The organism is Propionibacterium australiense (assembly GCF_003666605.1).
In the GTDB taxonomy this organism is placed as follows: domain Bacteria; phylum Actinomycetota; class Actinomycetes; order Propionibacteriales; family Propionibacteriaceae; genus Propionibacterium; species Propionibacterium australiense.
The window spans coordinates 1-22,854 of the sequence record NZ_RCIV01000017.1 but is presented as its reverse complement, the minus strand read 5'-3'; the positions used below and the strand labels follow the sequence as shown (position 1 = coordinate 22,854).

At 69.2% G+C, this 22,854-nt stretch carries 20 protein-coding genes and 1 tRNA gene; 10 read left to right on the top strand and 11 right to left on the bottom strand.

The window, feature by feature from the left end; translation table 11 throughout:
- Window positions 1-61 precede the first annotated feature (61 nt).
- Window positions 62-997 (bottom strand): C40 family peptidase, encoded by a 936-nt coding sequence (locus tag D9T14_RS13955; protein WP_232012440.1) that lies wholly within the window; start codon window positions 995-997, stop codon window positions 62-64.
- A gap of 208 nt (window positions 998-1,205) precedes the next feature.
- Window positions 1,206-1,853 carry a beta/alpha barrel domain-containing protein gene (locus D9T14_RS10695; protein ID WP_121592117.1) on the bottom strand — a complete coding sequence of 216 codons (648 nt, stop codon included), beginning with the start codon at window positions 1,851-1,853 and terminating at the stop codon, window positions 1,206-1,208.
- A 193-nt stretch (window positions 1,854-2,046) separates the two neighbouring features.
- On the opposite strand from D9T14_RS10695, the gene D9T14_RS10690 reads away from it, so the two are divergent.
- The 5 genes from D9T14_RS10690 (at window position 2,047) to D9T14_RS10670 (ending at window position 9,926) form a co-directional block, all read left to right on the top strand.
- Entirely contained in the window at window positions 2,047-4,590 is a 2,544-nt protein-coding gene (locus D9T14_RS10690; RefSeq protein ID WP_119161508.1) for a DEAD/DEAH box helicase, read from the top strand.
- 46 nt (window positions 4,591-4,636) lie between these two features.
- Window positions 4,637-5,845 carry a cutinase family protein gene (locus D9T14_RS10685; RefSeq protein WP_170175639.1) on the top strand — a complete coding sequence of 403 codons (1,209 nt, stop codon included), beginning with the start codon at window positions 4,637-4,639 and terminating at the stop codon, window positions 5,843-5,845.
- A gap of 360 nt (window positions 5,846-6,205) precedes the next feature.
- Window positions 6,206-6,799, top strand: coding sequence for a hypothetical protein (locus D9T14_RS10680; RefSeq protein WP_197720631.1), 594 nt, complete (start codon window positions 6,206-6,208; stop codon window positions 6,797-6,799).
- Entirely contained in the window at window positions 6,796-8,295 is a 1,500-nt protein-coding gene (locus D9T14_RS10675; protein WP_197720630.1) for a glycosyltransferase family 2 protein, read from the top strand. The genes D9T14_RS10680 and D9T14_RS10675 overlap by 4 nt, the downstream gene beginning before the upstream one ends.
- The gene (locus tag D9T14_RS10670; protein WP_119161506.1) at window positions 8,292-9,926 is read left to right on the top strand and encodes a glycosyltransferase family 39 protein; all 1,635 of its coding nucleotides are present in this window, start codon (window positions 8,292-8,294) and stop codon (window positions 9,924-9,926) included. The genes D9T14_RS10675 and D9T14_RS10670 overlap by 4 nt, the downstream gene beginning before the upstream one ends.
- A gap of 76 nt (window positions 9,927-10,002) precedes the next feature.
- Here D9T14_RS10670 and D9T14_RS10665 read toward each other — a convergent pair whose 3' ends face one another.
- From D9T14_RS10665 to D9T14_RS10650, 4 genes are all read right to left on the bottom strand, one after another.
- On the bottom strand, window positions 10,003-11,742 hold the full coding sequence (locus D9T14_RS10665) for an ABC transporter ATP-binding protein (RefSeq protein WP_119161505.1): 1,740 nt from the start codon (window positions 11,740-11,742) through the stop codon (window positions 10,003-10,005).
- Between the two features lies 1 nt (window position 11,743).
- Window positions 11,744-12,856 (bottom strand): ABC transporter permease, encoded by a 1,113-nt coding sequence (locus D9T14_RS10660; protein WP_119161504.1) that lies wholly within the window; start codon window positions 12,854-12,856, stop codon window positions 11,744-11,746.
- A gap of 1 nt (window position 12,857) precedes the next feature.
- Window positions 12,858-14,027, bottom strand: coding sequence for an ABC transporter permease (locus D9T14_RS10655; RefSeq protein WP_232012438.1), 1,170 nt, complete (start codon window positions 14,025-14,027; stop codon window positions 12,858-12,860).
- 97 nt (window positions 14,028-14,124) lie between these two features.
- A complete protein-coding gene (locus D9T14_RS10650) occupies window positions 14,125-15,765 on the bottom strand; it encodes an ABC transporter substrate-binding protein (protein ID WP_119161503.1) in 1,641 nt (546 codons plus the stop codon).
- 449 nt (window positions 15,766-16,214) lie between these two features.
- Between D9T14_RS10650 and D9T14_RS10645 the strand changes: the two genes are divergently transcribed.
- From D9T14_RS10645 to D9T14_RS13700, 3 genes are all read left to right on the top strand, one after another.
- Window positions 16,215-16,298: transfer RNA gene (locus tag D9T14_RS10645), tRNA-Leu, on the top strand.
- Between the two features lie 193 nt (window positions 16,299-16,491).
- Window positions 16,492-17,739 carry a hypothetical protein gene (locus D9T14_RS14275; protein ID WP_119161502.1) on the top strand — a complete coding sequence of 416 codons (1,248 nt, stop codon included), beginning with the start codon at window positions 16,492-16,494 and terminating at the stop codon, window positions 17,737-17,739.
- Between the two features lie 23 nt (window positions 17,740-17,762).
- Window positions 17,763-18,248, top strand: a complete 486-nt coding sequence (locus tag D9T14_RS13700) for a type ISP restriction/modification enzyme (protein WP_232012436.1) — start codon at window positions 17,763-17,765, stop codon at window positions 18,246-18,248.
- Here the strand turns inward: D9T14_RS13700 and D9T14_RS14490 are convergent.
- The 5 genes from D9T14_RS14490 to D9T14_RS10615 all read right to left on the bottom strand — a co-directional run bounded on the left by D9T14_RS14490 (window position 18,228) and on the right by D9T14_RS10615 (window position 20,716).
- A complete protein-coding gene (locus D9T14_RS14490; protein ID WP_374955785.1) occupies window positions 18,228-18,545 on the bottom strand; it encodes a Fic family protein in 318 nt (105 codons plus the stop codon). The two genes, D9T14_RS13700 and D9T14_RS14490, sit on opposite strands and share 21 nt — an antisense overlap.
- Before the next feature lie 47 nt (window positions 18,546-18,592).
- Window positions 18,593-19,153 carry a Panacea domain-containing protein gene (locus D9T14_RS10630; RefSeq protein WP_170175637.1) on the bottom strand — a complete coding sequence of 187 codons (561 nt, stop codon included), beginning with the start codon at window positions 19,151-19,153 and terminating at the stop codon, window positions 18,593-18,595.
- A 252-nt stretch (window positions 19,154-19,405) separates the two neighbouring features.
- On the bottom strand, window positions 19,406-19,705 hold the full coding sequence (locus tag D9T14_RS10625) for a YlcI/YnfO family protein (RefSeq protein ID WP_119161500.1): 300 nt from the start codon (window positions 19,703-19,705) through the stop codon (window positions 19,406-19,408).
- Window positions 19,687-19,959 (bottom strand): hypothetical protein, encoded by a 273-nt coding sequence (locus D9T14_RS10620; protein ID WP_197720629.1) that lies wholly within the window; start codon window positions 19,957-19,959, stop codon window positions 19,687-19,689. The genes D9T14_RS10625 and D9T14_RS10620 overlap by 19 nt, the downstream gene beginning before the upstream one ends.
- A 118-nt stretch (window positions 19,960-20,077) precedes the next feature.
- A complete protein-coding gene (locus D9T14_RS10615) occupies window positions 20,078-20,716 on the bottom strand; it encodes an isochorismatase family protein (RefSeq protein WP_119161537.1) in 639 nt (212 codons plus the stop codon).
- 108 nt (window positions 20,717-20,824) lie between these two features.
- Between D9T14_RS10615 and D9T14_RS10610 the strand changes: the two genes are divergently transcribed.
- Together D9T14_RS10610 and D9T14_RS10605 are read left to right on the top strand one after the other, a co-directional pair.
- Window positions 20,825-21,784, top strand: a complete 960-nt coding sequence (locus tag D9T14_RS10610) for a GlxA family transcriptional regulator (protein WP_119161499.1) — start codon at window positions 20,825-20,827, stop codon at window positions 21,782-21,784.
- A gap of 399 nt (window positions 21,785-22,183) precedes the next feature.
- Complete coding sequence (locus D9T14_RS10605; protein ID WP_119161498.1) at window positions 22,184-22,597, top strand: hypothetical protein; 414 nt, start codon at window positions 22,184-22,186, stop codon at window positions 22,595-22,597.
- Window positions 22,598-22,854: the final 257 nt, after the last annotated feature.

The following is a 22,854-nucleotide window of genomic DNA, read 5'->3' as shown; positions in this document are numbered from 1 at the left end:
GCTGTGTTAACGGCGACATCCGCAGCCGGGGCTGCGGACATCGACGTATTTTTTCGCGCGGTCATCCGGCGACACGCGCCGCACTGGTGGGGCCCATGGAGTTCATGTCGGCGATCTTGACGACATCGCCCTCGGTGGGGGCATGAACGACCTGGCCGTTGCCGATGTACATGCCGACGTGGCTGCCGCCGTAGAAGAAGACGAGGTCGCCGGGCTGCAGGTTGCTGAGGGAGACCGAGGTGAGACCGGCCATCTGCGCCTGGCTGGTTCGGGGGATCGAGACGCCGGCGGATGCGTAGGCGGCCATCATGAGGCCCGAGCAGTCGTAACCGCTGGGGCCGCTGGCGCCGTACACGTAGGGCTTGCCGAGCTGGGCGAGGGCGAAATCGACAGCCGCCTGGGCGGAGGCGCTGGATGCGGTGACCGAGGGAGCTGATGCGGTCGAGCCGCCTCCGGCGGTGGTGGTGGCCGTATTGGAGGTCGCGGCCTCCTGCTCGGCGAGGGCGGCAGCGGCGGCCTTCTCGGCCTCCTCCTTCTTCTGCTGCTCGCTGGCGGCCGCGTTGGCGGCGGCACCTGCGGCGGCGGAGTTGGCCTCATCCTTCAGGGCGGCAAGGTCACCGATACTGCCGTTGAGGGCGTCGTCGGCGTTCCTGCTCTCCTCGACCGCTGCGAGGGCGTTGGACTGGAAGAGGGTGCCGTCATCGGCGGACGGGTTCGGCGCCGCAGCGGCGGGAACGAGGGTGGAGATGACGCCGATGGCCGAGGCCGCGGCGACCGCGGTGACCGGGGCCACGAAGCGGCGACGGCTCTTGACCGGGGCGACCTTGGCGTCGCCGACGGCGTGCAGGGTGGTGGTGTCCCGCGAGTCGGCGGACGCGACGGCCATCTCGGCGAGGGACGGCATCACGGCGCGACGTGGGGTGGCAGCGGGTTCAGCAGTCTCGACGATCTCGATCTCGGTGGTGTCGTCGTTCAGCAGAGCTCGGCGTGCAGTCACGGCTTCCTCGTTCTCTGTGATGGTCAGGGAATGATCAGTGCTCTCGCACCGACCGGGACCCACCATATGTGAGTTCCTGAGAAAACTTCAACTTCGGTTGCCGAGAATCTCAGAATCAGCCGGCCGGCCACGCCTCCCGAGCCGGGGAACCGTATGGCCTTCCTGAGAGAATCGGGGTTCCCTGAGGCAGCCCCGAGAAGCATCGCCCCTAGTGATGGCGGCTCAGCTGCTGGACCGCCGCCGCGGCGCGCTTGCGCAGCGAGGCGTGATCGCCCGAGACGAACACCCGAGAAAGAATCGGCTCGGTGACATCGGCGGCAACCGCCCCCTCATTCAGCCACTTGCGTGCCGTGGGGATCTCCTGGGCGCTGGCGATGAGACGCACCCCGGGCACCATCGGCGGCAGCGCCCTGGGATAGCGGTCCCCCATCACGTCCGCGGGCCGTATCTCGACGGCGGCGACGCCGCGGCGCCAGGCGGCGCGGATCTCGACGGGGGTGAGCGCCTCGCAGATCACCGGGACCCCGCCGGCGCGCAGCACGTCGAGCGTCTCGTCGTCGGGATCGGGACACAACGCGAACGCCGCACCAAGCTCGACCGCGCGGCGTGCGTCACCGGCCGTGGTCACCCCTGCCGCACCCAGGCAGGCACGGAACGCGTACAGCGGGAACAGCGCCGACGAGTCCTCGCCGCCGAGGTCGACGGCCATGACGCCCAGTTTCTCCTGGACGAGCACCTCGATGACCGGCATGAGCCTGTCGAGACCCTTGTCCGGCAGGACGACCAGTGCCCTGACCAGTTCCAGCTCGCGCGGCAGCGGCGCAGGCGCGGCGGGCTGCTCCCGGGCCTCGGTCATCTCGCTCACGGGGATGATTCTAGGCGCCGCCCCAGCCCGCAGCCCGGCCGGGAAACGGACCGGCGACCGCACGACGACATCTGCTGCCCCCGGCTCGCCCCAGGCGAGGCAGGATGCCTCGACAGGCGGCGCCCGGGCCGGCCGATCAGGCGCTCGAGCCCGGCACCCGGAGCGCCCCTAGACTGGGCCCACGATGACCCGGACACTGACCGATCTGCTGCCCACCGGCCCGCTGGCCCACGACCCGGACGCGCTCTTCGACGCCTTCGACCGCTGGACCGCCGGGCTGGGGCTGTCGCTGTACCCGCACCAGAGCGAGGCGCTCATGGCGCTGCTGGCCGGCGACAACGCGATCGTCACCACACCGACCGGCTCGGGCAAGTCGATGATCGCCACGGCGGCGCACTTCGTCACCCTCGCCGCGCGTGGCCGCAGTTACTACACCGCCCCGATCAAGGCCCTCGTCAACGAGAAGTTCTTCGCGCTCTGCGAGATCTTCGGCGCCGACCTGGTCGGCATGGTCACCGGGGACGCCTCGGTCAACCCAGACGCCCCGATCGTCTGCTGCACGGCCGAGATCCTGGCCAACATCGCGCTGCGTGAGGGCTCGCAGGCCGACATCGACCTGGTCATCATGGACGAGTTCCACTTCATCGCCGACCCCGACCGCGGCTGGGCCTGGCAGGTGGGCCTGTCCGAGCTGCCCGGCTGCCAGTTCGTCGTGATGAGCGCCACGCTCGGCGACGTCACCGGGCTGTCCCGGGACCTGACCACCTGGTCGGGGCGCGGCACCTCGGTCGTCGCGGGCGCTGAACGCCCGGTGCCGCTCACCTACCACTGGGCCCTGACACCCCTGCACGAGACGATCGGTGAACTCGTCGAGACCGGCCAGGCGCCGGTCTACATCGTCCACTCGGGCCAGAAACTCGCCACCGAGCAGGCCCAGGGGCTGATGAGCGTCAAACTCGTCGACACCGAGCAGCGACGCGAGATTGCAGGCGCCATCGGCGGGTTCCGGTTCGCGCCCGGGTTCGGCGCCACCCTCTCGGCGATGCTGCGCCACGGCATCGGCGTGCACCACGCCGGCATGCTGCCGAAGTACCGCCGTCTCGTCGAGCAGCTGGCCCAGCAGGGCCTGCTCAAGGTCATCTGCGGCACCGACACCCTCGGCGTCGGCATCAACGTGCCGATCCACACGGTGCTGTTCACCTCGCTGAGCAAGTTCGACGGCCGCCGCCAGCGCATCCTGCGCAGCCGCGAGTTCCACCAGATCGCCGGGCGTGCCGGCCGGGCCGGCTTCGACACGATCGGCTACGTCGTGGCGCAGGCCCCCGAGCACCAGGTGGAGAACGCGCGCCTCGCCGCGAAGTTCGCGGACGACCCGAAGAAGCTCAAGAGCACCCGCAGGCGGAAACCGCCGGAGGGTTTCGTCAACTACACCGAGGAGACCTTCACCAAGCTCATCGAGTCCGTACCCGAGACGCTCCACGCCCGGATGCGGGTGACCAGCTCGATGCTGCTCAACCTGCTCAGCCGCGACGAGGACACCGGAGCGGCCCTGACCCACATCGTCGACGCCTGCGTCACCGACCGCAGGATCCGCGGGCGTCTGCTGCGCAGGGCCGCCCAGCTGGGCCGGTCGATGATCTCGGCGGGGGTCGTGGTCCGCCGGGCCGAGCCGACTCCCGGCGGACGCCGGTACGACCTCAACCCCGACCTGCAGGACGACTTCGCGCTCAACCAGCCGCTCAGCGCCTTCGCCATGGCCGCCCTCGACCTGCTCGACGCAACGGCCGAGGACTACGCCCTCGACGTGGTGAGCACGATCGAGGCCACGCTCGAGGACCCGTGGCCGCTCATGCGGGCCCAGGAGCGCCGGGAGCGCGACGAGGCGATCGCCGAGATGAAGGCCGACGGCATGGACTACTCCGAGCGCATGGCGGCCCTGGAGGAGATCAGCTACCCGCAGCCACTGGCCGACGAGCTCGAGGCGGCGTTCGAGTCCTTCTCGGCCACCCGCCCCTGGCTGGCCGAGTACCCGTTGCACCCCAAGACGGTGGTGCGCGACATGTACGAGCGGGCCATGACCTTCGGTGAGTACTGCGCCTTCTACAAGGTGCAGCGCTCGGAGGGCACCGTGCTGCGCTATCTCTCGGACGCCTACCGGGCGCTGCGCCAGACCGTCCCGCTGGCCGCCCGCACACCGGCCCTCGACGAGATCCTCGACTGGCTCGGCCAGGTCGTCCGCATGACCGACTCCTCGCTCATCGACGAGTGGGCGCGGCTGGGCGCCGGCGCATCCGAGGCGGAGCGGTCCGAGCAGGCCGAGACGAACCGGGCCCTGTCGGCGAACAGGGCAGCCTTCACGGTGCTGGTGCGCAATGCGATGTTCCGCCGGGTGCAGCTGGCGGCCGACGACGACGTCGAGGCCCTGGCGGCGCTCAACGCGTCCGACCCCGAGGCGAGCTTCGGCTTCGACGACTGGGACGACGCGCTGGGCGACTACTGGGACGAGCACGACGAGATCGGCACCGGGCCCGACGCGCGCGGCCCGCAGTTCCTGCGGATCGACGAGACGGGGCGCCTGTGGACGGTGCACCAGACGATCGCCGACCCCGACGGCGACCACGACTGGTCGATCACCGCGACGATCGACCTCGACGCCTGTGACGAGGCGGACGATCTCATCGTCCATGTCGTCGGCTTCGGCAGGTTGGACGGGCCGGCGGTCCGGTGAGTGGGATCATGACGGGGACGCCACCTCACCGAAGGAGCCCCTGATCATGCGCATGCCCAGATGGATCGCCCGGGCGACGCCGAAATGGGCTGCCGCGGCGACGGCCACCGCCCTGTTCGCCGCCGCCTCGCTGACCGCCACGCCGGCCAGGGCCGACGGCGGCTGGTCCGGTGAGCCCGTGGCCTCCAGCGCCGCCGACACCCAGGGCTGCGCCCAGGTGCTGCTCGTCGGCGTCCGCGGTTCGGGCCAGGAGGCGCCCTACGGCGACATGGTGGACGGCGTGCGTTCCGAGCTGTCCGCACGCCTGGACGGGCAGCGCCCCGATCTGAGACTGGCCCAGGCCTACCTCGACTACCCCGCCACCTCCCTCGACGAGATCGACACGGCCTCGGTGCAGGACATGGTGCTCGGCGAGGAGTCGTCGCCGGCCCCGGCCTACGTCTCCTCGGTGGAGGCCGGCACCGCAGAGCTGATACGCCTGGCCGAGGCCGAGGCGCAGCGCTGCCCCGCCGAGAAACTGCTCGTCGTGGGATACAGCCAGGGCGCCGAGGTGGCCACCCGCGCGCTCGGCTCGGGGGCGCTCAACGGCAATCTGCTGGGCGCCGTGCTGCTCGGCAACCCGCTGCACTACGACGGGCAGAACATCACCGAGCTCGACGGCACCGCCTCGAACCGCTCCTACGGGCTGACCGCGGCCCTGTACTACCTCAAGGCGGAGCTGGCCGGCAGCACCGGCGACCGCCAGGCGCAGGTGCAGCGCCTCGTCGAGGTCGTCGTCGCGCTGTACGACGGCACGGTCGACACCGCGTCCTTCGCCTCGGCCATGACCGGCTCGGGGGCCGCGGTCCCCGGCGAGGCGGCGCCGCGGACGTGGTCGGTGTGCACGGCCGGTGACCCGGTCTGTGACTCGGCCGATGCCCTGTCGAACGTGCTCACCAGCTCGGCGACGCTGCAGAACGCACGCTCCGAGGGCGGCGCGCAGCACGGCTCCTACACGCCGGAGAACCTGCCGGGCACGCTCGACGCGGTGACCGCCGAACTCACCGGGCTGCCCCGAGCCAGCGAGGCCGAGGAGCAGCAGCCGGCCACCGAGGGGCCCGGACGCGGTGGCGCGGTTCTCGGTGCGCTCTGCGCCGGGGCGCTGCTGGCCGGCGGTGCTGCGGCAGTCATCGTCCGGCGCCGCCGGGCCGGACGGGCCGGGGCGGAGAACCGCCCCACGGGACGTCGCGCCGGGCGAGATCGCGCGCAGCCCTGAGCCGGCCAGGGCGGGCCTGCCCGTAGCGCATCGCCCGCCCACGCCCGGACGCCCCCGGCCTGCAGCCGAGACGCCGGCGGCCTGCAGCCGAGACGCCGGCGGACTGCTCGCCCTCCAGCCGGCCATCCCCACCCCGGCCAGGCCTCTCCGGCAAAAATCAGGAGAATCACTGATTTTTTGAAACGCACCCCTCGTGCTCTCCGCGCCGCCTGCCGGCGTCACCGCTGCGTGAGACGATTGCCTCATCGCATGGGGCTGTCGGCACCTGTCGTACAGCCCAGTTCTTCGATGGTGCCCGCTCCCGCACGTCACCGATCGGTGGCAACCACCCCGACGGGTCGTCATGGAAGGAGAGGTGTGATGACCCCGCCTCCCGTGTTGCTGTCCGCCCCTCGTCGTTCCCTCATCGTCCACCCCGCTCTCGTACTCGGCGTCGCCGTGTGCTGCTGGGTCGCCGTGCCCCGCCCGGCCGCCCCTCCTGGGACCTGGCTGTGGTGCATCGGCGGCGTCGTCCTGGCGGTCGCTCTCATGCTCACCCGCCGCCGCCAGCCCCGCATCGACGACCGCGACCTGGACCGGATCCTCGGTTGCGGCGGGCTGCTCACCGCCGCCTGGATCGTCCTCGAATGGGACGTCGGCGAGCACTGTCTCGCGGCCGCCGCGGCCAGCACGTCGCTCGTGCTCGGCTGCCTGTTCTGGGTGCTCGGCACCCGCGAGAGCTGCTGGCTCCTGCCCGCCGCCCCGGCGCCGCTCCTCGGCGCCGTCCCGGCGCTAGGATCGGTGCCGGCCGGCGCCGTCGGCCTCGTCGCCTGCCTGCTCGGTGCTCTCGTCATGGTCGTCCGCCGCGGACCCGGCCCGCGCGAGCAGCTCGACCGGATCAACCCGAAACGCCTCGTCGCGCCGGCCGTGGCCGCCGTCCTGGTGGTCCTCGTCGCCCGGGGGTGGTCGCCGTGATCCCCGATGTCGTCCGGGGCCGGCCGGTGCTCGTCAGCCTGCCGCCCGCGGGGGCGCTCGGCGAGGACCACGACCGGCTGATCGAACTGTCCTGCCACGGCCTGGCCGCCGCGGCCCCCGAGTACTCCGCCCGCCGCGTCCTCGCGCGTTGGCAGGGCGTCGTGCTCGCCGTCCTCGCCGCCGGGCTGGCGTTCGGCCTGCTGCTCGCCCCCAGGGCCTCCTGCGTCACGGCCATCGCCCTGGTCGTCCTCGCCTACATCACCGCGCTGGGTTACCGGCTCGCCCTGTTCCGGCTGGGCGCCCGGGGCGGGCGCATGGTCACCGTGAGCGACGAGGAGGCCCGCTCGGTCCCCGACGAGCAGCTGCCCACCTACACCGTGCTCGTGCCCGTGTTCCACGAACCGCTGCTGGGCGAGCTCGTCGATCGCCTCGAACAGCTGGACTACCCCCGCCGGCTCCTCGACATCCGGCTGCTGCTGGAGGCGGACGACGAGGAGACGGCCGCCGCGGCCGGCGCGATCGCTCCCCGCGGGCACGTCCGGGTCGTCACCGTCCCCAGCCGGGATCCCCGCACCAAGCCCAAGGCCTGCAACTACGGCTTCCTCACGGCCGAGAGCCAGATGTGCACCATCTACGACGCCGAGGACGACCCGGACCCGCTCCAGCTGCGCCGCGCCGTCGTCGCCATGGGTCGGCTCGGCCCGTCCTACGCGTGCGTTCAGGCACAGCTGGGCTTCTACAACAGCACCCAGAACCTGCTCACCCGCTGGTTCACCCTCGACTACGGCTCCTGGTTCGGCAACATGCTCCCCGGGCTCGTCGCGCTGGGGGCACCGGTGCCGCTCGGGGGCACCTCGAACCATTTCCGCTCCCAGGTGCTGCGCGACGTCGGCGCCTGGGACCCGTGGAACGTCACCGAGGACGCCGATCTCGGCCTGCGTCTGCACCGGGCCGGCTACCGGGTGGGGGTCCTCGACTCGACGACCCTGGAGGAGGCCAACTCGGACGCCATCAACTGGGTGCGGCAGCGCAGCCGCTGGTACAAGGGTTACGTCCAGAGCTTCCTCGTGCACGTGCGCAACCCCCGGCTCGTCACGTCCCAGCTCGGCCCGCGCGGCGTGGCCGGCCTGGTCGTCTTCATCGCCGGGACCCCGCTGCTGTCGGCGCTCAACGGTTTCTTCTGGGCGCTGACGGCCATGTGGTTCACATCCCAGGACCAGGCGATCGCCGCGTTGTTCCCGCCGGCGGTCTACTACCTCGGCATGGTCTGCCTCGTCCTGGGCAATCTCTCGGTCCTCTACATGGGCGTGTTCACCGCCCGCCAGATGGAGCGGCCCGATCTGCTGCCGGCGGCGCTCCTCATGCCGCTGTACTGGGGACTCATGTGGCTGGCCGCGGTCAAGGCAGTGATCCAGCTCATCACGGCGCCGTCCTACTGGGAGAAGACCGCCCACGGGCTTCACCAGCCGGCGCCGGACGCCGAGGAGTCCTCATGAGCCGCGCCGCACTCACGGCGGGGACCGGCATCGAGGCCGGGACGACACCGGCCCGTGCCCTGTCGCGGCGGGGCGAACGCCGCCCCGAGCTCCTGGTGGGGCTTGCCGCCCTCGTCGGCTACCTGGTGGTCGCCCTCTGGCTCAGCGCCCACGACCTCGTCTTCCCGGACGCCATGAGCCGTGTCGCCAACGGCTACTACGTGCTGTTCAGCCGCGACCCCCACCTCGCCGCCGTCGGCTTCGTGTGGAACCCGCTGCCCTCGCTCGCCGTCATCCCGCTGCTCCTGCTGTCGCCCCTGTGTCCCGCGCTGGCGGGCGACGCCCTGGCCGGCTGCCTCGTCTCGGCCCTGTGCGGGGCACTCGCGGTGGCGCTGCTGTACCGGCTGCTCGGGCAGCTGGGCGCCGGACTGGCCGCGCGTCTGTCCCTCACCGCACTCTTCGCCCTGCACCCGCTGGTGCTGCTCTCCTCCGCGGTCGGCGCGAGCGAGGCGATGCTCCTGGCGGTGGGCCTGTACGTCGCCGTTCACCTGACCGAATGGCTCACCGAGGGTGACCCGTGGCAGCTCGTCCACGTCGGGGTCGGCGCCGGGGTGGCCTACCTCGTCCGCTACGAGGCGCTGGCCATCGGCGCCGCCATCGCCCTGCTCGTCCTCGTCGTCTCCTGGGCCCGGTGGCGCGGGCGCGAGAGGGCCCTCGGAATGGCGATCGTCGACATGACCCTCGCCGTGGGGCCGGTCGTCGTGGCCTTCGCCCTGTGGGCGCTGGCGAGCAGGATCATCGTCGGTTCGTGGCTGGAGACCTTCACCTCCCAGTACGGCAACTCGGCCCAGGTCGGGACCTTCCGGGAGTCGATCGACGGGATCGTCGGCACCGGTCAGTACGCCCGCCTGGCCTATCTGGCCGAGCAACTGGCGCGCACGGCACCGCTGGCCATCCCGCTGGCGCTGGTCGCCCTCGTCGTCGCCCTGCGGCGCCGGGAGACCGGTTTCCTCTCGCCGTTCTTCGTACTCGGCTCGGTGCTGGCATTCCAGAACCTCACCTTCCTGCGGGGCATGTCCTTCGGCTGGCTGCGCTTCCAGATCACCGCCGTGCCGCTCGGGGTCCTCGCCGCCGGCTACCTCGTCGCGGTGGTGCATCACGCGGCCGGCTCGCCCGCACTGCGCAGGGCCGGCAGCACGGCACTGGTCGCCGCCGTGGCGGCTGCCCTGCCGCTCGCCTGGTGGACCGAGACCGATCCCCGGTTCGCCCGCGAGGAGGCGCTCGCCGTCGAGGTCGCCGAGGCCGGCCAGTACCCGATGGAGCAGCAGGTCGCCGAGGACATCGCCGCGATGGGCCTGCCCGAGGGCGCCGTCATCACCGACGTCGCCTACTCCTTCCCGATCGTCCTGGCCGCGCAGGAGCCGCGTGTCTACGCCATCACGACGGACCAGGACTTCAAGCAGCTGCTCGCCGAGCCCCGCGGGAACGGGGTCGGCTACGCCCTGCTGACCTCGCCGGACACGGCTCCCGCCGACGCCATCGAGGAGCAGTACCCGGGCATGTGGGAGAACGGCGCCGGCGCGGCCACCATGGTCCGCCAGTGGCGGGACGGCCGCGGGCTCACCTGGCGGCTGTACCGGTTCGACGCCTGACCGCGGCGGCAGGGGGCGGCCGTCCCCACGCCCGCCCTGCCGGGCATTGGCCGGGTGGAGTGCGGGTACCCCCGGGTCAGCCCCTCTCGTCGGCGGCGGGCAACTGCGCGTCGAGAACCCGGAACTCCTCGCGGCGCCGGGCCTGCTCGGCCGGGTCGGGCACCGGCAGCGAGGCGACGAGTCGTTTCGTGTAGGGGTGCTGCGGGTTCTGCAGGACGTCCCGGCCGATGCCCTCCTCGACGAGCCGACCGCGGTAGAGCACGCCGATGCGGTGCGCCAGCATGTCGACGACCGCCAGGTCGTGGCTGATGAACAGGCAGGCGAAACCGAACTCTTCCTGCAGCTGCTGGAAGAGTTCCAGGACGGTGGCCTGCACCGACACGTCGAGGGCCGAGGTCGGCTCGTCGGCGATGAGCAGCCTGGGCCGCAGCACCAGGGCGCGGGCCAGTGAGACCCGCTGGCGCTGGCCGCCGGACAGCTCGTGCGGGTAGCGGTCGGCGTAGGCGGCGGGCAGCTGCACCGCCTCGAGGAGTTCGTGGACGCGGCGGCGGCGTTCGGCGCCGGGCAGCTCCTTGGCGTGCACCTGGAGCGGCTCGGCGACGCAGGCCCCGATCGTCAGCTGGGGGTCGAAGCTCGTGGCGGGGTCCTGGAAGACGAAGCCGATGTCCTTGCGCAGCGGTTTGAAGGTGCGTTCGCGGAAGCGGCGCATCTGGTAGCCGAAGACCGTCAGGGAGCCCCCGGTGGTCTCCTCCAGGCCGACGATGGCGCGGCCGGTCGTCGTCTTTCCCGAACCCGACTCGCCCACCAGCCCGAAGACCTCGCCGGCGCGGATCGTGAAGTCGATGCCGCGGACGGCGCGGAAGGGCCTGGTGCCCAGGCGGCCCGGGTAAGTGACCTCGAGGCCCTTGGCCTCGACGATGACCTCGTGCGAGGCGAGTTCGGCGCGCCCGGCCTCGCTCATCCGCCCGGACGCCGACGAGGCACCGATGCGCGGCACGGCCGCGAGCAGGGTCCGCGTGTACGGGTCGCGGGGGTTGTCGAACAGTTCCTGGGCGGTGTTGCGTTCGACGATGACACCGTCGTGCATGACGGCGACGGTGTCGGCCAGGTCGGCGACCACGCCCATGTTGTGGGTGATGAGGATGATCGACGCGCCGTGGTTGTCGCGTACCTCGCGCAGCAGCTGCAAGATCTCGGCCTGCACCGTGACGTCGAGGGCGGTGGTCGGCTCGTCGGCGATGATCACCTTCGTGCCGAGGGCCAGCGCCATGGCGATCATGATGCGCTGCTTCTGGCCGCCGCTGAACTCGTGCGGGTAGCGGTTGATGCGGTTCTCGGGGTCGGGGATGCCGACGATGCGCAGTGCCTCGACGGCCCGCTCCTTGAGCTGGGCCCGGGTCAGCTTCGGGTCGTGGGCGCGCAGCCCCTCACCGAGCTGCCACCAGATCGGGTACACCGGGTTGAGGGCGCTGGACGGCTCCTGGAAGACCATGGACACGTCGGCGCCGCGCGCCCGGCGCAACTGGGTGCCGCTCATCGTCACGACGTCCTGGCCACGCAGGATGATCGCGCCCTCGGTGGTGGCGGTCTCGGGCAGCAGGCCGAGCACGGAGCGGGCCGTGACGGTCTTGCCGGACCCGGACTCGCCGACGATGGCCAGGATCTCGCCCTCGTCGAGGACGAGGTTGACGCCGCGGGCGGCCGGGACGTCGCCGCGGTCGGTGGCGAAGCTGATGGACAGGTCCTTGATCTGCAGCAGCGGCTCGCCGGTGCCGAAGCGGTGCGAGGTGAGATCGGTGCCGGGTTCGCCTGTCATCTCATGCCTCCTTCGTGTCGTCCGTGTCGTCGGCCGCGCGGGCGGGCCCCTCGGGCCCGTCGCCGGCGGGGCCGCTCGAAGCCGATCCGGTCGGGGCCTCTGCCCGGGCGGCGGCGCCTGGCTCGGCGGCGCGGGCCGCTGGTGCCGCGGCCCCGGTCTTCTTCGGGGCCCGGCGGCGGCGCAGGCGCAGGTCGTTCAGGTCGTTCATCGACTCGCCCATGAGGGTGATGCCGAGCACGGAGAGCACGATGGCCAGGCCCGGGAAGATGGCGGTCCACCACATGCCGCTCGTGACGTCGGTCATCGAGCGGTTGAGGTCGTAGCCCCACTCGGCTGCGCTGGACGGCTCGATGCCGAAACCGATGAAGCCCAGGCCGGCGAGGGTCAGGATCGACTCGGAGGCGTTGAGCGTGAAGATCAGCGGCAGGGTGCGGGTGGCGTTGCGCAGGATGTGGCCGAACAGCGTGCGGTGCACGGGGACGCCGGTGACGCGGGCGGCCTCGACGAAGGGTTCGGCCTTCAGGCGCACCGTCTCGGCGCGGATGACGCGGAAGTACTGGGGCACGTAGACGACGGTGATCGAGATCGCCGCGCTCATGATGCCGCCGGCCGCGCTGGACTGACCGCCGGAGATGACGATCGACAGGACGATGGCCAGCAGCAGCGACGGGAAGGCGTAGACGGCGTCGGTGATCATCGTGCAGATGCGGTCGAACCAGCCGCCGGCGTACCCGGACACCAGGCCCAGCAGGACGCCGATGACGAAACTCATGGTGACCGAGGTGATGATCGTGAGGACGGCCGTGCGGGCGCCCCACACGACGCGGCTGAGCACGTCGTAGCCGGCGACGGTGGTGCCCCAGTGGTTCGTCAGGTTCGGCGCCTGCTGGGTGCCGAAGCCGACGCCGTCGGCGGCCGAGGAGGCGAAGCCGTAGGGGGCGATGAGCGGCGCGAAGATGGCGGTGAGCACGAGGAGGGTGGTGAGCACGAGACCGACGATGAGCATGCCGCGCTGCAGGCCGACGGAGCGGCGCAGGTCGGCGATGACGGGCAGGCGCAGGTACCAGGGGGTGCGGCTGGGGCCCTCGGCGACAACGGTTGTGGTCTGGGACATCTCAGTACCTCACTCGCGGGTCGATCAGTGCGGCGATGACGTCGACGATGAAGTTCGCCAGGGCGACGATCACGGCCATGAGCATGACGATGCCCTGCACGGCGACGTAGTCGCGGGCCGTCATGTACTGGGCGAGCATGAAGCCCAGGCCCCGCCATTCGAAGGTGGTCTCGGTGAGCACGGCGCCGCCGAGCATGAGGGCGATCTGCATTCCCATCACCGTGATGATGGGGATGAGCGCGGGGCGCATGGCGTGTTTGGTGACCAGGCGGCGTTCGGGCACGCCGCGCGAGCGGGCCGACTCGACGTACTGGCGGTCGATGGTGCCGATGACGTTCGTGCGCACCAGGCGCAGGAAGACGCCGCCGTTGAGCAGGCCGAGGGCCACCGACGGCAGCACCGCGTGCCTGAGCACGTCGACGATGAGGGGGCCGTTGCCGAGCCTGATCGCGTCGACCAGGTAGAACGGCGACGGGTTGAGCAGCCTGCCCATCGTCCCCTCGCCGCTCGCGCTGATCCGGCCCGAGACGGGCAGCCAGCCGAGTTTGACGGCGAAGACGAGCTTGAGCAGCAGGCCGAGGAAGAAGACCGGGGTCGCGTAGGCGAGGATCGCGAAGATGCGCAGGACGGCGTCCTGCCACCTGTCGCGCTTGGCGGCCGCGAGACGGCCCAGCGGCAGGCCGATGAGCAGCGAGATGACCAGGGAGAAGAGGACGAGTTCGAGAGTGGCCGAGCCGTACTGTTTGAGCACCGAGAGCACCGGCATGTTGTCCGTGTAGGTGGTGCCGAAGTCGCCGCGCACGAGACCGCCCAGGTAGTCGAGGTACTGGATGAGGATCGGCCGGTCGTAGCCGGCCTCGTGCACCCGCTGGGCAAGCTGGTCGGGCGTGAGGCGTCCGCCGAGTGCCGCCGTGATCGGGTCGCCGGTGACGCGCATGAGGAAGAAGACGACGGTCACGAGGATGAAGATCGTCGGGAAGATGAGCAGGAAGCGGGTGATGATGTAGCGGCTCAGCCCGCCTCGGCGTCGCTTCTCACCGGCGCCCTTGGCCGTTGCGACGGGCATCGAGGATCGCGCCGACTCTCCCGTACTCGTCTCGGCGTCCGCGGCGACGTCGGCGACGTCGGCCGCCACCGCCTCGTCGGGATCGGGTTCTTCGGTGTGGCTCATGAGGCCTTCCTCGCGGTGAGTGGGAGTGAATGCGGCGAAGATGCCCGCCGGCCCTGCGAGGAGGACCGAACGGGCATCTTCGCCTGGACGGGATGGGTCACTTGTTCAGGGCCGACAGGCGCAGCTTGGACACGATGTCCATCGCGTTCTCGCAGCCGGAGACCGAACCGTTGGCGACCATGATCTGCTTGCCCTGGAGCAGCGGGATGGTCGGGAGGTCGGCGGTCAGCTTCTCCTGCACCTCGGACAGGATCTGCTCCCGGGACGCCTGGTCCTGCGTGGTGGCCTCGGCGGTGATGAGCTCCTGCACCTCGGTGTTCTCGTAGTGCTGGTGGATGAAGTTGTCGGCGCCGAAGAAGGGGGTCAGGTAGTTGTCGGGGTCGGCGAAGTCGGGGAACCAGCCGAGCTGGTAGACGGGGTAGACGTCGGAGACGCGGTCCTTGTTGTACTGCACCCACTCGGTGGACTGCAGGTCCACGGTGAACAGGTCGGTGGCCTCAAGCTGGTTCTTGATGGCCGCGTACTCGTCGGCCGAGCTCGTGCCGTAGTGGTCGGGGTTGTACTGCATCCTCAGGGTGACGGGCGTGCTCACGCCGGCGTCGGAGAGGATCTGCTTGGCCTTGTCGGTGTCAGGTCCGCCGTTGCCGTCGCCGTAGGCGCTCTTGAGGGTCTCGGTGGAGCCCGCGAAGCCCTGGACGATGTAGGAGTACAGCGGCGTGTAGCTGCCCTTGTAGACGTCCTCGGCGATCGCCTCCCGGTCGATGACCGAGGCGACGGCCTGGCGGACGGCGGCGGCCTTCGCGGTGTCGGGCTCGGAGTTCTGGGCGCCGTGGGGCATGGTGTCGAAGTTGAAGACGATGAAGCGCATCTCGCTGCCGGGGCTCTCGTAGACGGTCAGACCGTCGCTGGAGCGCAGGGACTCGATGTCTGTGGCCGTCAGGCTGCGGTAGGCGACGTCGATCTCGTTCTGCTGCACGGCGAGCTTGAGGTTCTCGGCCTCGGAGTAGTACTTCAGCGTGATCGAGTCGGCCTGGGGCGCGTCGATGGTGCCGGTGTAGCCGTCCCACTTGGTGAAGTTGACGAGCTGGTTCTTGGAGTAGTCGGCGATGACGTAGGGGCCGCAGAAGGGCTGGGCCGCGACGATGTCCTCGTCGCTCATGACCGAATCGGCGGGGAAGGTCTCGCTGTCCATGATCGGACCGGCGGGGCTCATGAGCACCTGGGCGAAGGTCTGGTCGTTCTCGACCTTGAGCTTGAAGACGACGGTCAGGTCGTCGACGACCTCGGTGGAATCGAGATTGGTCAGCAGGCTCGCCGGGCCGTTGGGGTCGTTGATCGACAGCTGCCGGTCGAAGCTGAACTTGACGTCCTCGGCGGTGAGGTCGTGGCCGTTGGCGAACTTCAGGCCGCTGCGCAGCTTGACCGTGAACTCGGTGGGCGAGGTGAACTCGGCGGACTCGGCGACGTCGAGTTCCGGCGTGCCGTCAGTGGCCCCCAGCGGCACGTTCATGAGCATCGGGAAGACGTTCGAGATGATCTCGAACGAGCCGTGGTCGTACTGGGCGGCAGGGTCGAGGCTGGTCACCTTGTCGGTGGTGCCGATCGTGATGCCGTCGCTGGAGGCGGCGGAACCGGAGCCGGACGAGCTGTCGGAGGTCTGGGCACAGCCGGCCAGGGCGGCGGCAGCGGCGGCGGCGCCGGAGACCTGCAGCACGTTACGGCGAGTGAGAGAGATCATGTCTTCACCTTCGACGATCCAGTGGCTCATCCAGGTGATGCGACCCGAAAGATACAGTGCGGCGTGAACACTGGGCATCCCCTTAGGGGACACCCCGCCGGGTTCCAAGATTACGGCCCGCCGCCAACCAAACCGAAAACGGCTGCGGAGAACTCAGGCTTCCCTCACGAGATTATTTCGTCCCCCACAGAAAAATTTCCAGTTGGTTCCGGGGATCAACATGAGATTGTTGCGCGCGAGACGAGATGTGACGCTGGGTTCCTCGCCATGGAATTGACAGTTCGCCGCCCGAGGACCCGCCACGTCACCGTCATGGGGCGTGGCGCAGCCACCCGGAGGGGCCGCCTCGCCTGGCGCGCCGCACCCAGGGGCCCGTCCTCGGGCGGCTCCGGTTTGCGGGGCGCTGGGGATGCTGTGCTATGTTGTCCGGGTTGCCGCACGGCGGCGTTGCGCGAGTGGCGGAATGGCAGACGCGCTGGCTTCAGGTGCCAGTGCCCGTTTAGGGCGTGGAGGTTCAACTCCTCTCTCGCGCACGGCACGAGACCCCTAGTCGACCACGGTTGGCCAGGGGTCTCGCCGTTCCCCGCGGCGGCGCCGGACCGTGCCCGGCCTCGCCGAAGTGCTCGGCGAACGCGGGCGGCGCGCCGGGAGCACGGCGAGACCCCTCACCCCGCGGGGGGCGGCGCAGAACAATCATCCACAGCTGCTCGACAACCCTGGAGACGCATGGCCGGCCTCATCATCATCTGCCTCGGCCTGTTCCTCCCCGGCACGGCCCGGCTCGCCGGATGGCTGCGGCATCCCGGTCGGGTGCGACCCGTGTGGCTGTCCGCAACCAGGGCCGTCACCGAGGTCATCGCCTGGTACACCGGTGCCGCGCTGATCCTGCTCATCCCCGTCGGGTCCGCGGGGACGCTGCGGCACATGCTCCTGGTGTGCCTGTGCGCCACGGCGATCACGCTGGGCTCCGCGCGGCTGCTGCGGATGGCCCAGACGGACGGCGGAACCAGGATCAGATCCCTCCCCTCGCGCTGGGTGCGCCGGACGGCGGGCAGAGCCCGGGCGACCCTTCGGCACGGAAACCGGATCATCGCTCCGACCGGGTGGGGCGAGCTGAACATCGGACCCCGCTCCCTGGGGAGGCTGCTCGAGCCCCAGACACTCGTCAGGGCCCATCTCGTGGGACTGCTCCTCGTCCCGGTCCTGGTAGCGACCTTTCTCGCGTGGGCGGTGAACAGCAGGCCGAACCTGACCCGGGCGACCCTCGGCGCCGGGATCGGCTACAACGGCCTGGCGATCGCCTCGTGCCTCACCACGGCCCTCATCCTCACGGCCCTGTTCATGACGATCCTGACCTATTCCCGGACGCTGACCGTCGGCCTCGACCTGCGGGCGAGCGTCCGGGCCGTCGCCGAGGGCACCGGTTTCGGGACGGCGGCCGGGCTCCTCACGGCCGCGCTCGTGCCCGCCGCGGCATTCCTGCTGACGATCGAGGAGGGCCACTCCGCCTCCCTCACGCCGAGGCTCCTCGTCGACATCCCCGCCGCGTACGCCATCATCGGGTTCACTGTCGGCCTGTTCGCCTCGCTCACGAGGATGTGCCGCAAGGCGCAGAACCTCGTCATCCGGCGGCTCGTGTGCCCTCTCGTGTTCGTCGTCTTCCTCACCTCGATGACACACATCGGCTTCTCCCCGGCGAACATCCTCAGGACACTGGCATCGGGCATATCGGACAAGGAGATACCCGACTGTTCCGTTGAGACCTTCCAGGCCCACTCGCAGGATCCGCTGTGGCTCCTCAAGGGGCTCAACACCTGCCAGGAGGGCGGCGCCTACATTCAGGACGATCAGTTCCTGTGGTCCGCCGGCATCATGATCGGCCTCATTGCGCTGGGGGCGTTCGTCCTGGACATCCGTACCAGGGCACGCTCCGAGGTAGCGGGGCAGGCACCCGCGGACCACGGCGCGGACTAGCGCTACAGCTGGCCGATCTGCACGTGAGCTACGAGTCGGTCGACCCCTACCCGTTGCACGAGTCGACCCATCCGCTTGGCGTCGACGACTGGGAACTGTACCGGGTGAGGAAAATGAAAATGAGGTGGCTGGACAAGCAGACGAAGAAGGCCATCGTCTACAACGACTACCTGACCCTCAGCGACATCCCCGCCGAGGCGAATGAGCACATGCTCGGCTCTCGCTCGGGCTTGGAATGGCTCATCGACCGCTACCAGGTGAGGACCGACAAGGACTCGGGCATCGTCAATGATCCAAACGACTGGTGTCGAGAGCACGATGGTCCCCGTTACATCATCGACCTCGTCAAGCGCGTCACCCGCGTCTCGGTCGAGACGATAAGAATCGTCGATCGCTGCCCGAATTGCCCCTATGAACCCCTTCCTTGTGCCGCACAAGAACGAGCCGACAGGGTCCGCAGGAGAGCGACCACAGTCACCCTGCTCAGATCATCTCGGTGTGCTCAATGAGCCATTCCGCGAGGTCCATTTCCTGCCACGCATGCGTGACGGCCCGCAGGACGGCGTTTGCAGCATCTTTCTCCCCGGCGACGACCACGAGCCCATTCGCCTGCAAAAAGCAACTCCGAGGTGCCATGCGAGCCGCTTGTTGCCGTCGGTGTAAGCGTGAGCCGCCGCAACAGCAGAGATGAGCTTCGCAGCCTTGCCGGGAAGCGTCGGATGAGCCTCATAGTCACCGAACCCGAGGAATGGTGCACGCAGGGCACCCCGAAGCCTTCCTTCATCAAGGAGCAGCCCTGCGTGCACTTCTTTCGAGTAGATCTCCAGGCACTGCTCCCACGTGATCTCAACAATCACGAGCCGAGGATCGCCAGTGTCTTCGCCCAGCGGCGCGAGGTGTCAGCGGCGATCCGAGCAATCTCCTCGTCTGGAGCCGTCACCGTGGGCATCATCGGACGCCGAGGTCCCTCACCCCGCAGGGCCATGCGGGTGTAGAACCTGCGCATCGAGTCGAGAGAGATCTGGTCACCGCCCTTGGCATCCTGAGGCCTGTCGCCCCAGGTCTCACGCCATGGCCCCTCCTGATGGGTCAGCTCGATCAGCTCAACACCACTCATGTCACCGTAGTAGTCGGTCACTGCGCCGAGAGTGGCCTCCTCAGTGGAAGTGAACACTCCGACAGGGGGCGCCTGCCTGATCTCAGGAAAGGCATGCCGCAGAGAGCAGACCACAGGCCCCATCCGCCACGCCTCGATCCGGTTGGAGAAGAGCGGCCGCCCATCCCACACCAGCGACCATGCCTGGGCGTAGTAGGCGAGCTTGTGCGCCTGCATCTCGCCGTACACCGGCTTGCGGGCGTTGATGACCTGAGCAGCGACCAATGCGCGGTCGACTGTTTCATTCGTTGGATACATCAGCTCGTCACCCCCTACGTTCATAGTTGCACAACGTCAGCATGAAAGCACTTGTTTCGCCTCCATGATAAGAATCACCAGTGACGGCTCCGAAGCGGATGCACATCCCAGAAGATCATCCCTGTCATAGGCCGGTTCATGCTGACTGTCCGACACTCACCGTGTACCTGGGAAACCATGATCGAGCGACCGGGCGGTAGACCAGGGCAGCCACCCGGCTGAACTGGCCGCTGCCTGATGCGGAGCGGTTCCTCACCCGACGACCGCCGCCAGCGACTCCAGGCCGGAGCGCATACGGGCGAGGACCGCTCTCGGATCGTCCGAACCCGCCGCCAGTTCGCGCAGGAGGAAGTCCCTGGCCAGGGTGGACACGGGGAGCCCCCGCTCCTCGGCGAGAGCAGTCAGAGCAGCCAGTTCCTCAGAGTTGAGCCTGATCTGAAGGGTTTTCGCCCGGCCATTGCCCCGCGTCACACGTGTCTCGGTTCCGAGCGGAGCGTCCCTGTCCTGCTCGGCGGCCTCAGCCTCGACGGCGATCAGTTCCTCGATGTCCATCGGTCATCTCCCTCCCCGTACCGATGACGATCCATGGCGTTGGAACGCCACGCATTCACGCCCCAGACCACATCTGCTTCCGGGAGCACGATGACCGTCACGAGCGCCTGGATCGACACCGACCAGCCAATGACACGAACAGTCCCGCCCGACCGCGAGGCCGGATCGGCGTATGCCTCGTCGGCGATCTGCGGCGTCATGCCGTGCTTGGTGATGTAGATGCCGCGGTGACGCCAATCGAGGCGATCCTGCACAGTTCAAATGTAATACATTAGTAATACTATACTCGGATTTGGTGTTACCACCTTCGGGATTGCCCCCACCTCACGACTCAACAGCGCCTCCTGGCGGCGGGCTCGGCACGGCCCCTTCTCACTCTCGATTTTCCTGTTCCTCCCCCGCCGCGGCCGAGGCGACGAGGTTGCTCTTCTTGCAGGCCGTTCCTGCTTCGAGAGCGTTCATCCAGTCCTGGGTCGTGGTGACTGCGGCGAGATTGGAGTGGAGCAGGATCATGAGGGCCCGGTGCAGGTGGTGGGCGGAGATGCCACCGAGGCGGTTGGCGAGGTGCGGGGTGCCAGTGGCGTCCGACAGCACTTCGGCAGTAAGTCCGCGCGGGGCGGCGGAGGCGGCGGTGGCGAGGACACAGTTGCCCGCCATGTAGCCGGTGAGGGTGAGGGTGTCGATCCGCTGCTGCCTGCACCAGTCGGCCAGATCGGTGCCGTCGAAGGCGCTGGCGTAGCGCTTGGTGATCTGCTTCCACTCGGAACACACCCGCGCCGCCACGTGGGGGTGCAGCTCGGCGCCCGCCGATCCGCGTGCGAAGGCCGCGGCACCGACCGGGTTCTCGTGACGCACGATCACGATCGGCAACCGCTGTGCCTGGGCGGCATCAATGACACTGAGGATGCGCGCCAAGGATTCCTCGCGTGCCGGGTAATGAATCTCAAGGGGGCCGGAGAAGTACTCCTGCTGAACATCGATGACGACGAGCGCGCGGCGTGGTGAGGTCATGGTGCGGTCATGCTCCTGGTCGGCGGTCGGTTGCGCTGAATCGATCATGGCCAAGGGCTGCGTACCATCGTGAGTGGCTGGGATGACTATATTCGATGGAATCAAGACATGACGCGGATTGCGGTGCATGCGTTCGAGGGCATCAGCCTGTTCCACCTCGCGGCTCCGCTCACCGTCTTCGGTGAGGTGGCCCGGCTCGGCCTGGCCGAGTGGGAGACCCTGACATGGAGTGAGGACGGCGCCCCGGTCCGCACCGCTGAGGGTCTCGCCATGTCGGAGCTTGCCGGAGCGGAGGCCGTGGCCGCGGCGGACATGGTGGTGTTCCCCTCCTGGCCTGCACAGTTGCCGGCCGCAAGCGAGGCCCTGGTCTCGCTGATCGGGCGGGCCCATCGGGCAGGAGCCGTCATCGTCGGGTTGTGCCTCGGCGCCTTCCCAGTCGCCCAGAGCGGCCTGCTGGACGGACGCCGCGCGGTCACGCACTGGGCGGCCGCCGACCAGCTGGCCGAAGCGTGCCCACGCGTCGACGTCGACGCAACAGCGCTGTACATCGACCACGGCAATGTGATGACCTCGGCAGGCACCGCGGCCGCACTCGACGCCTGCCTCCACATAGTGCGCGACCGCTTGGGATCTGCCACAGCCGCTACGGTGGCGCGGCGTCTGGTCATCGCGCCCCACCGTGAAGGGGACCAGGCCCAGTACATCACCCGCCCTATGGCGACATCGAGTGCCGGTGAAGGGCTGGGGGCCGTGGTGGCCTGGATGCACGAACACCTCGGCCAACCCATCACGGTCAAGGACCTGGCCGAAGTCGGGAACATGAGTCCCCGTCATCTCGCTCGTCGGTTCCAGGCTGAGTTCGGTACCAGTCCCGGGGCGTGGCTGAGGTCGTGTCGTCTGGACGAGGCCCGCCGTCTACTGGAGACCACTGACTGGCCCATCAGCCGTGTCGCCCGCGCGTGTGGATACGCGAGTCCGGTCACCTTCCGCCAGCGCTTCGCCGCGGCCTTCGCCACCACCCCGACCGCCTACCGCAGGCGCTTCAGCGAACCGCCGCTCGACCACTAACCGCCCGGCGCACGTCTCTGGCCAGGGCGGACACGGAAAGCTCCCGCCTGGCGATGAGAGCAATCAGAGTCACCGGCTCCATGAGGTCGAGCTTCATCCGAAGGGGTTTTCCACAAGTACGGATGGGTCTTCCAGGAGTGGCCGGGCTGGTGCGACCATGGGCGGACACCACAGACACCGCGGATCCTGGGGGTGATCGTCATGGCCCGTGTCATGACCTGGTGGCGGACCGGTCTCGCAGGGGCCGGCCTGTGTTCGGTTCTGGTGGTGGCCGGGTGCGGCTCGGGTGATGCGCCCGGGCCGGGTGGTTCGTCGGTCGGTTCCTCGTCGGGACCGGTCTCGGCCTCGCCATCGTCTGGCTCGCCTGTGTCCTCGGCGGTGTCGCCGGGTGAGGAGGAGTTGTACGCGGAGGCCGAGCGGGTCTACCGAGCATATTTCGAGCTCGAACAGGACACCTTCGCGGCGGGCGGGGCCGAGAGCCTGCCCGAGGGAATGGACCAGTACGTCACGGGTCGTTTCGCCGAACTCATTGTCGAGGCCTTTGCCCAAGTGTTCGACAAGGGCTGGCGGATGCAGCCCGGGACGAGGGCCCGGATCGTCTACGTGAACAGGACCCCCGAGATCGCCCGCGAGGACTCCGTGGCCACCCTGTCGACGTGCGTCGACTCCTCCCAGAGCCCGATCGTTGATGCCGAGGACAACATCATCGGCGGCGGCTACAACACGTACCGGTTCTTCTTCCGGTACGACGACGATGGGCTGCTCAAGATCTACGGATCCAACGCAGAGAGGGCCGATTCATGCGAGGGCTGAGGATCGCGGCGGGAGTCACCGTGCTGGTCGCTGCATCAGGTATTCACGCGCCGACAGCACACGCCTGCGACGGATCAGGATGCATGGGGGACGACAACTATATGTCCCATGAGACCAACGTTGAGGTTGGTGATTCTGGTTTGGATTATTCGGTGTCGGTGTCCGAGTCATACCAGGCCCCCGGGGCAGACAACGCCAGCGACTACGGGCCGATGACCGGCACACCCGGCCAGGCGCCGGTGGGCCCGGCCCAGCCA

What these genes read in the sequence shown, in the direction of transcription:
- D9T14_RS10695 (WP_121592117.1), bottom strand. Translation starts at nt 1,853, where the DNA reads ATGACCGAGGCCCGGGAGCAGCCCGCCGCGCCTGCGCCGCTGCCGCGC.
- D9T14_RS10690 (WP_119161508.1), top strand. Translation starts at nt 2,047, where the DNA reads ATGACCCGGACACTGACCGATCTGCTGCCCACCGGCCCGCTGGCCCAC.
- D9T14_RS10685 (WP_170175639.1), top strand. Translation starts at nt 4,637, where the DNA reads ATGCGCATGCCCAGATGGATCGCCCGGGCGACGCCGAAATGGGCTGCC.
- D9T14_RS10680 (WP_197720631.1), top strand. Translation starts at nt 6,206, where the DNA reads ATGACCCCGCCTCCCGTGTTGCTGTCCGCCCCTCGTCGTTCCCTCATC.
- D9T14_RS10670 (WP_119161506.1), top strand. Translation starts at nt 8,292, where the DNA reads ATGAGCCGCGCCGCACTCACGGCGGGGACCGGCATCGAGGCCGGGACG.
- D9T14_RS10665 (WP_119161505.1), bottom strand. Translation starts at nt 11,742, where the DNA reads ATGACAGGCGAACCCGGCACCGATCTCACCTCGCACCGCTTCGGCACC.
- D9T14_RS10660 (WP_119161504.1), bottom strand. Translation starts at nt 12,856, where the DNA reads ATGTCCCAGACCACAACCGTTGTCGCCGAGGGCCCCAGCCGCACCCCC.
- D9T14_RS10655 (WP_232012438.1), bottom strand. Translation starts at nt 14,027, where the DNA reads ATGAGCCACACCGAAGAACCCGATCCCGACGAGGCGGTGGCGGCCGAC.
- D9T14_RS10650 (WP_119161503.1), bottom strand. Translation starts at nt 15,765, where the DNA reads ATGATCTCTCTCACTCGCCGTAACGTGCTGCAGGTCTCCGGCGCCGCC.
- D9T14_RS14275 (WP_119161502.1), top strand. Translation starts at nt 16,492, where the DNA reads ATGGCCGGCCTCATCATCATCTGCCTCGGCCTGTTCCTCCCCGGCACG.
- D9T14_RS10630 (WP_170175637.1), bottom strand. Translation starts at nt 19,153, where the DNA reads ATGTATCCAACGAATGAAACAGTCGACCGCGCATTGGTCGCTGCTCAG.
- D9T14_RS10625 (WP_119161500.1), bottom strand. Translation starts at nt 19,705, where the DNA reads ATGGACATCGAGGAACTGATCGCCGTCGAGGCTGAGGCCGCCGAGCAG.
- D9T14_RS10615 (WP_119161537.1), bottom strand. Translation starts at nt 20,716, where the DNA reads ATGACCTCACCACGCCGCGCGCTCGTCGTCATCGATGTTCAGCAGGAG.
- D9T14_RS10610 (WP_119161499.1), top strand. Translation starts at nt 20,825, where the DNA reads ATGACGCGGATTGCGGTGCATGCGTTCGAGGGCATCAGCCTGTTCCAC.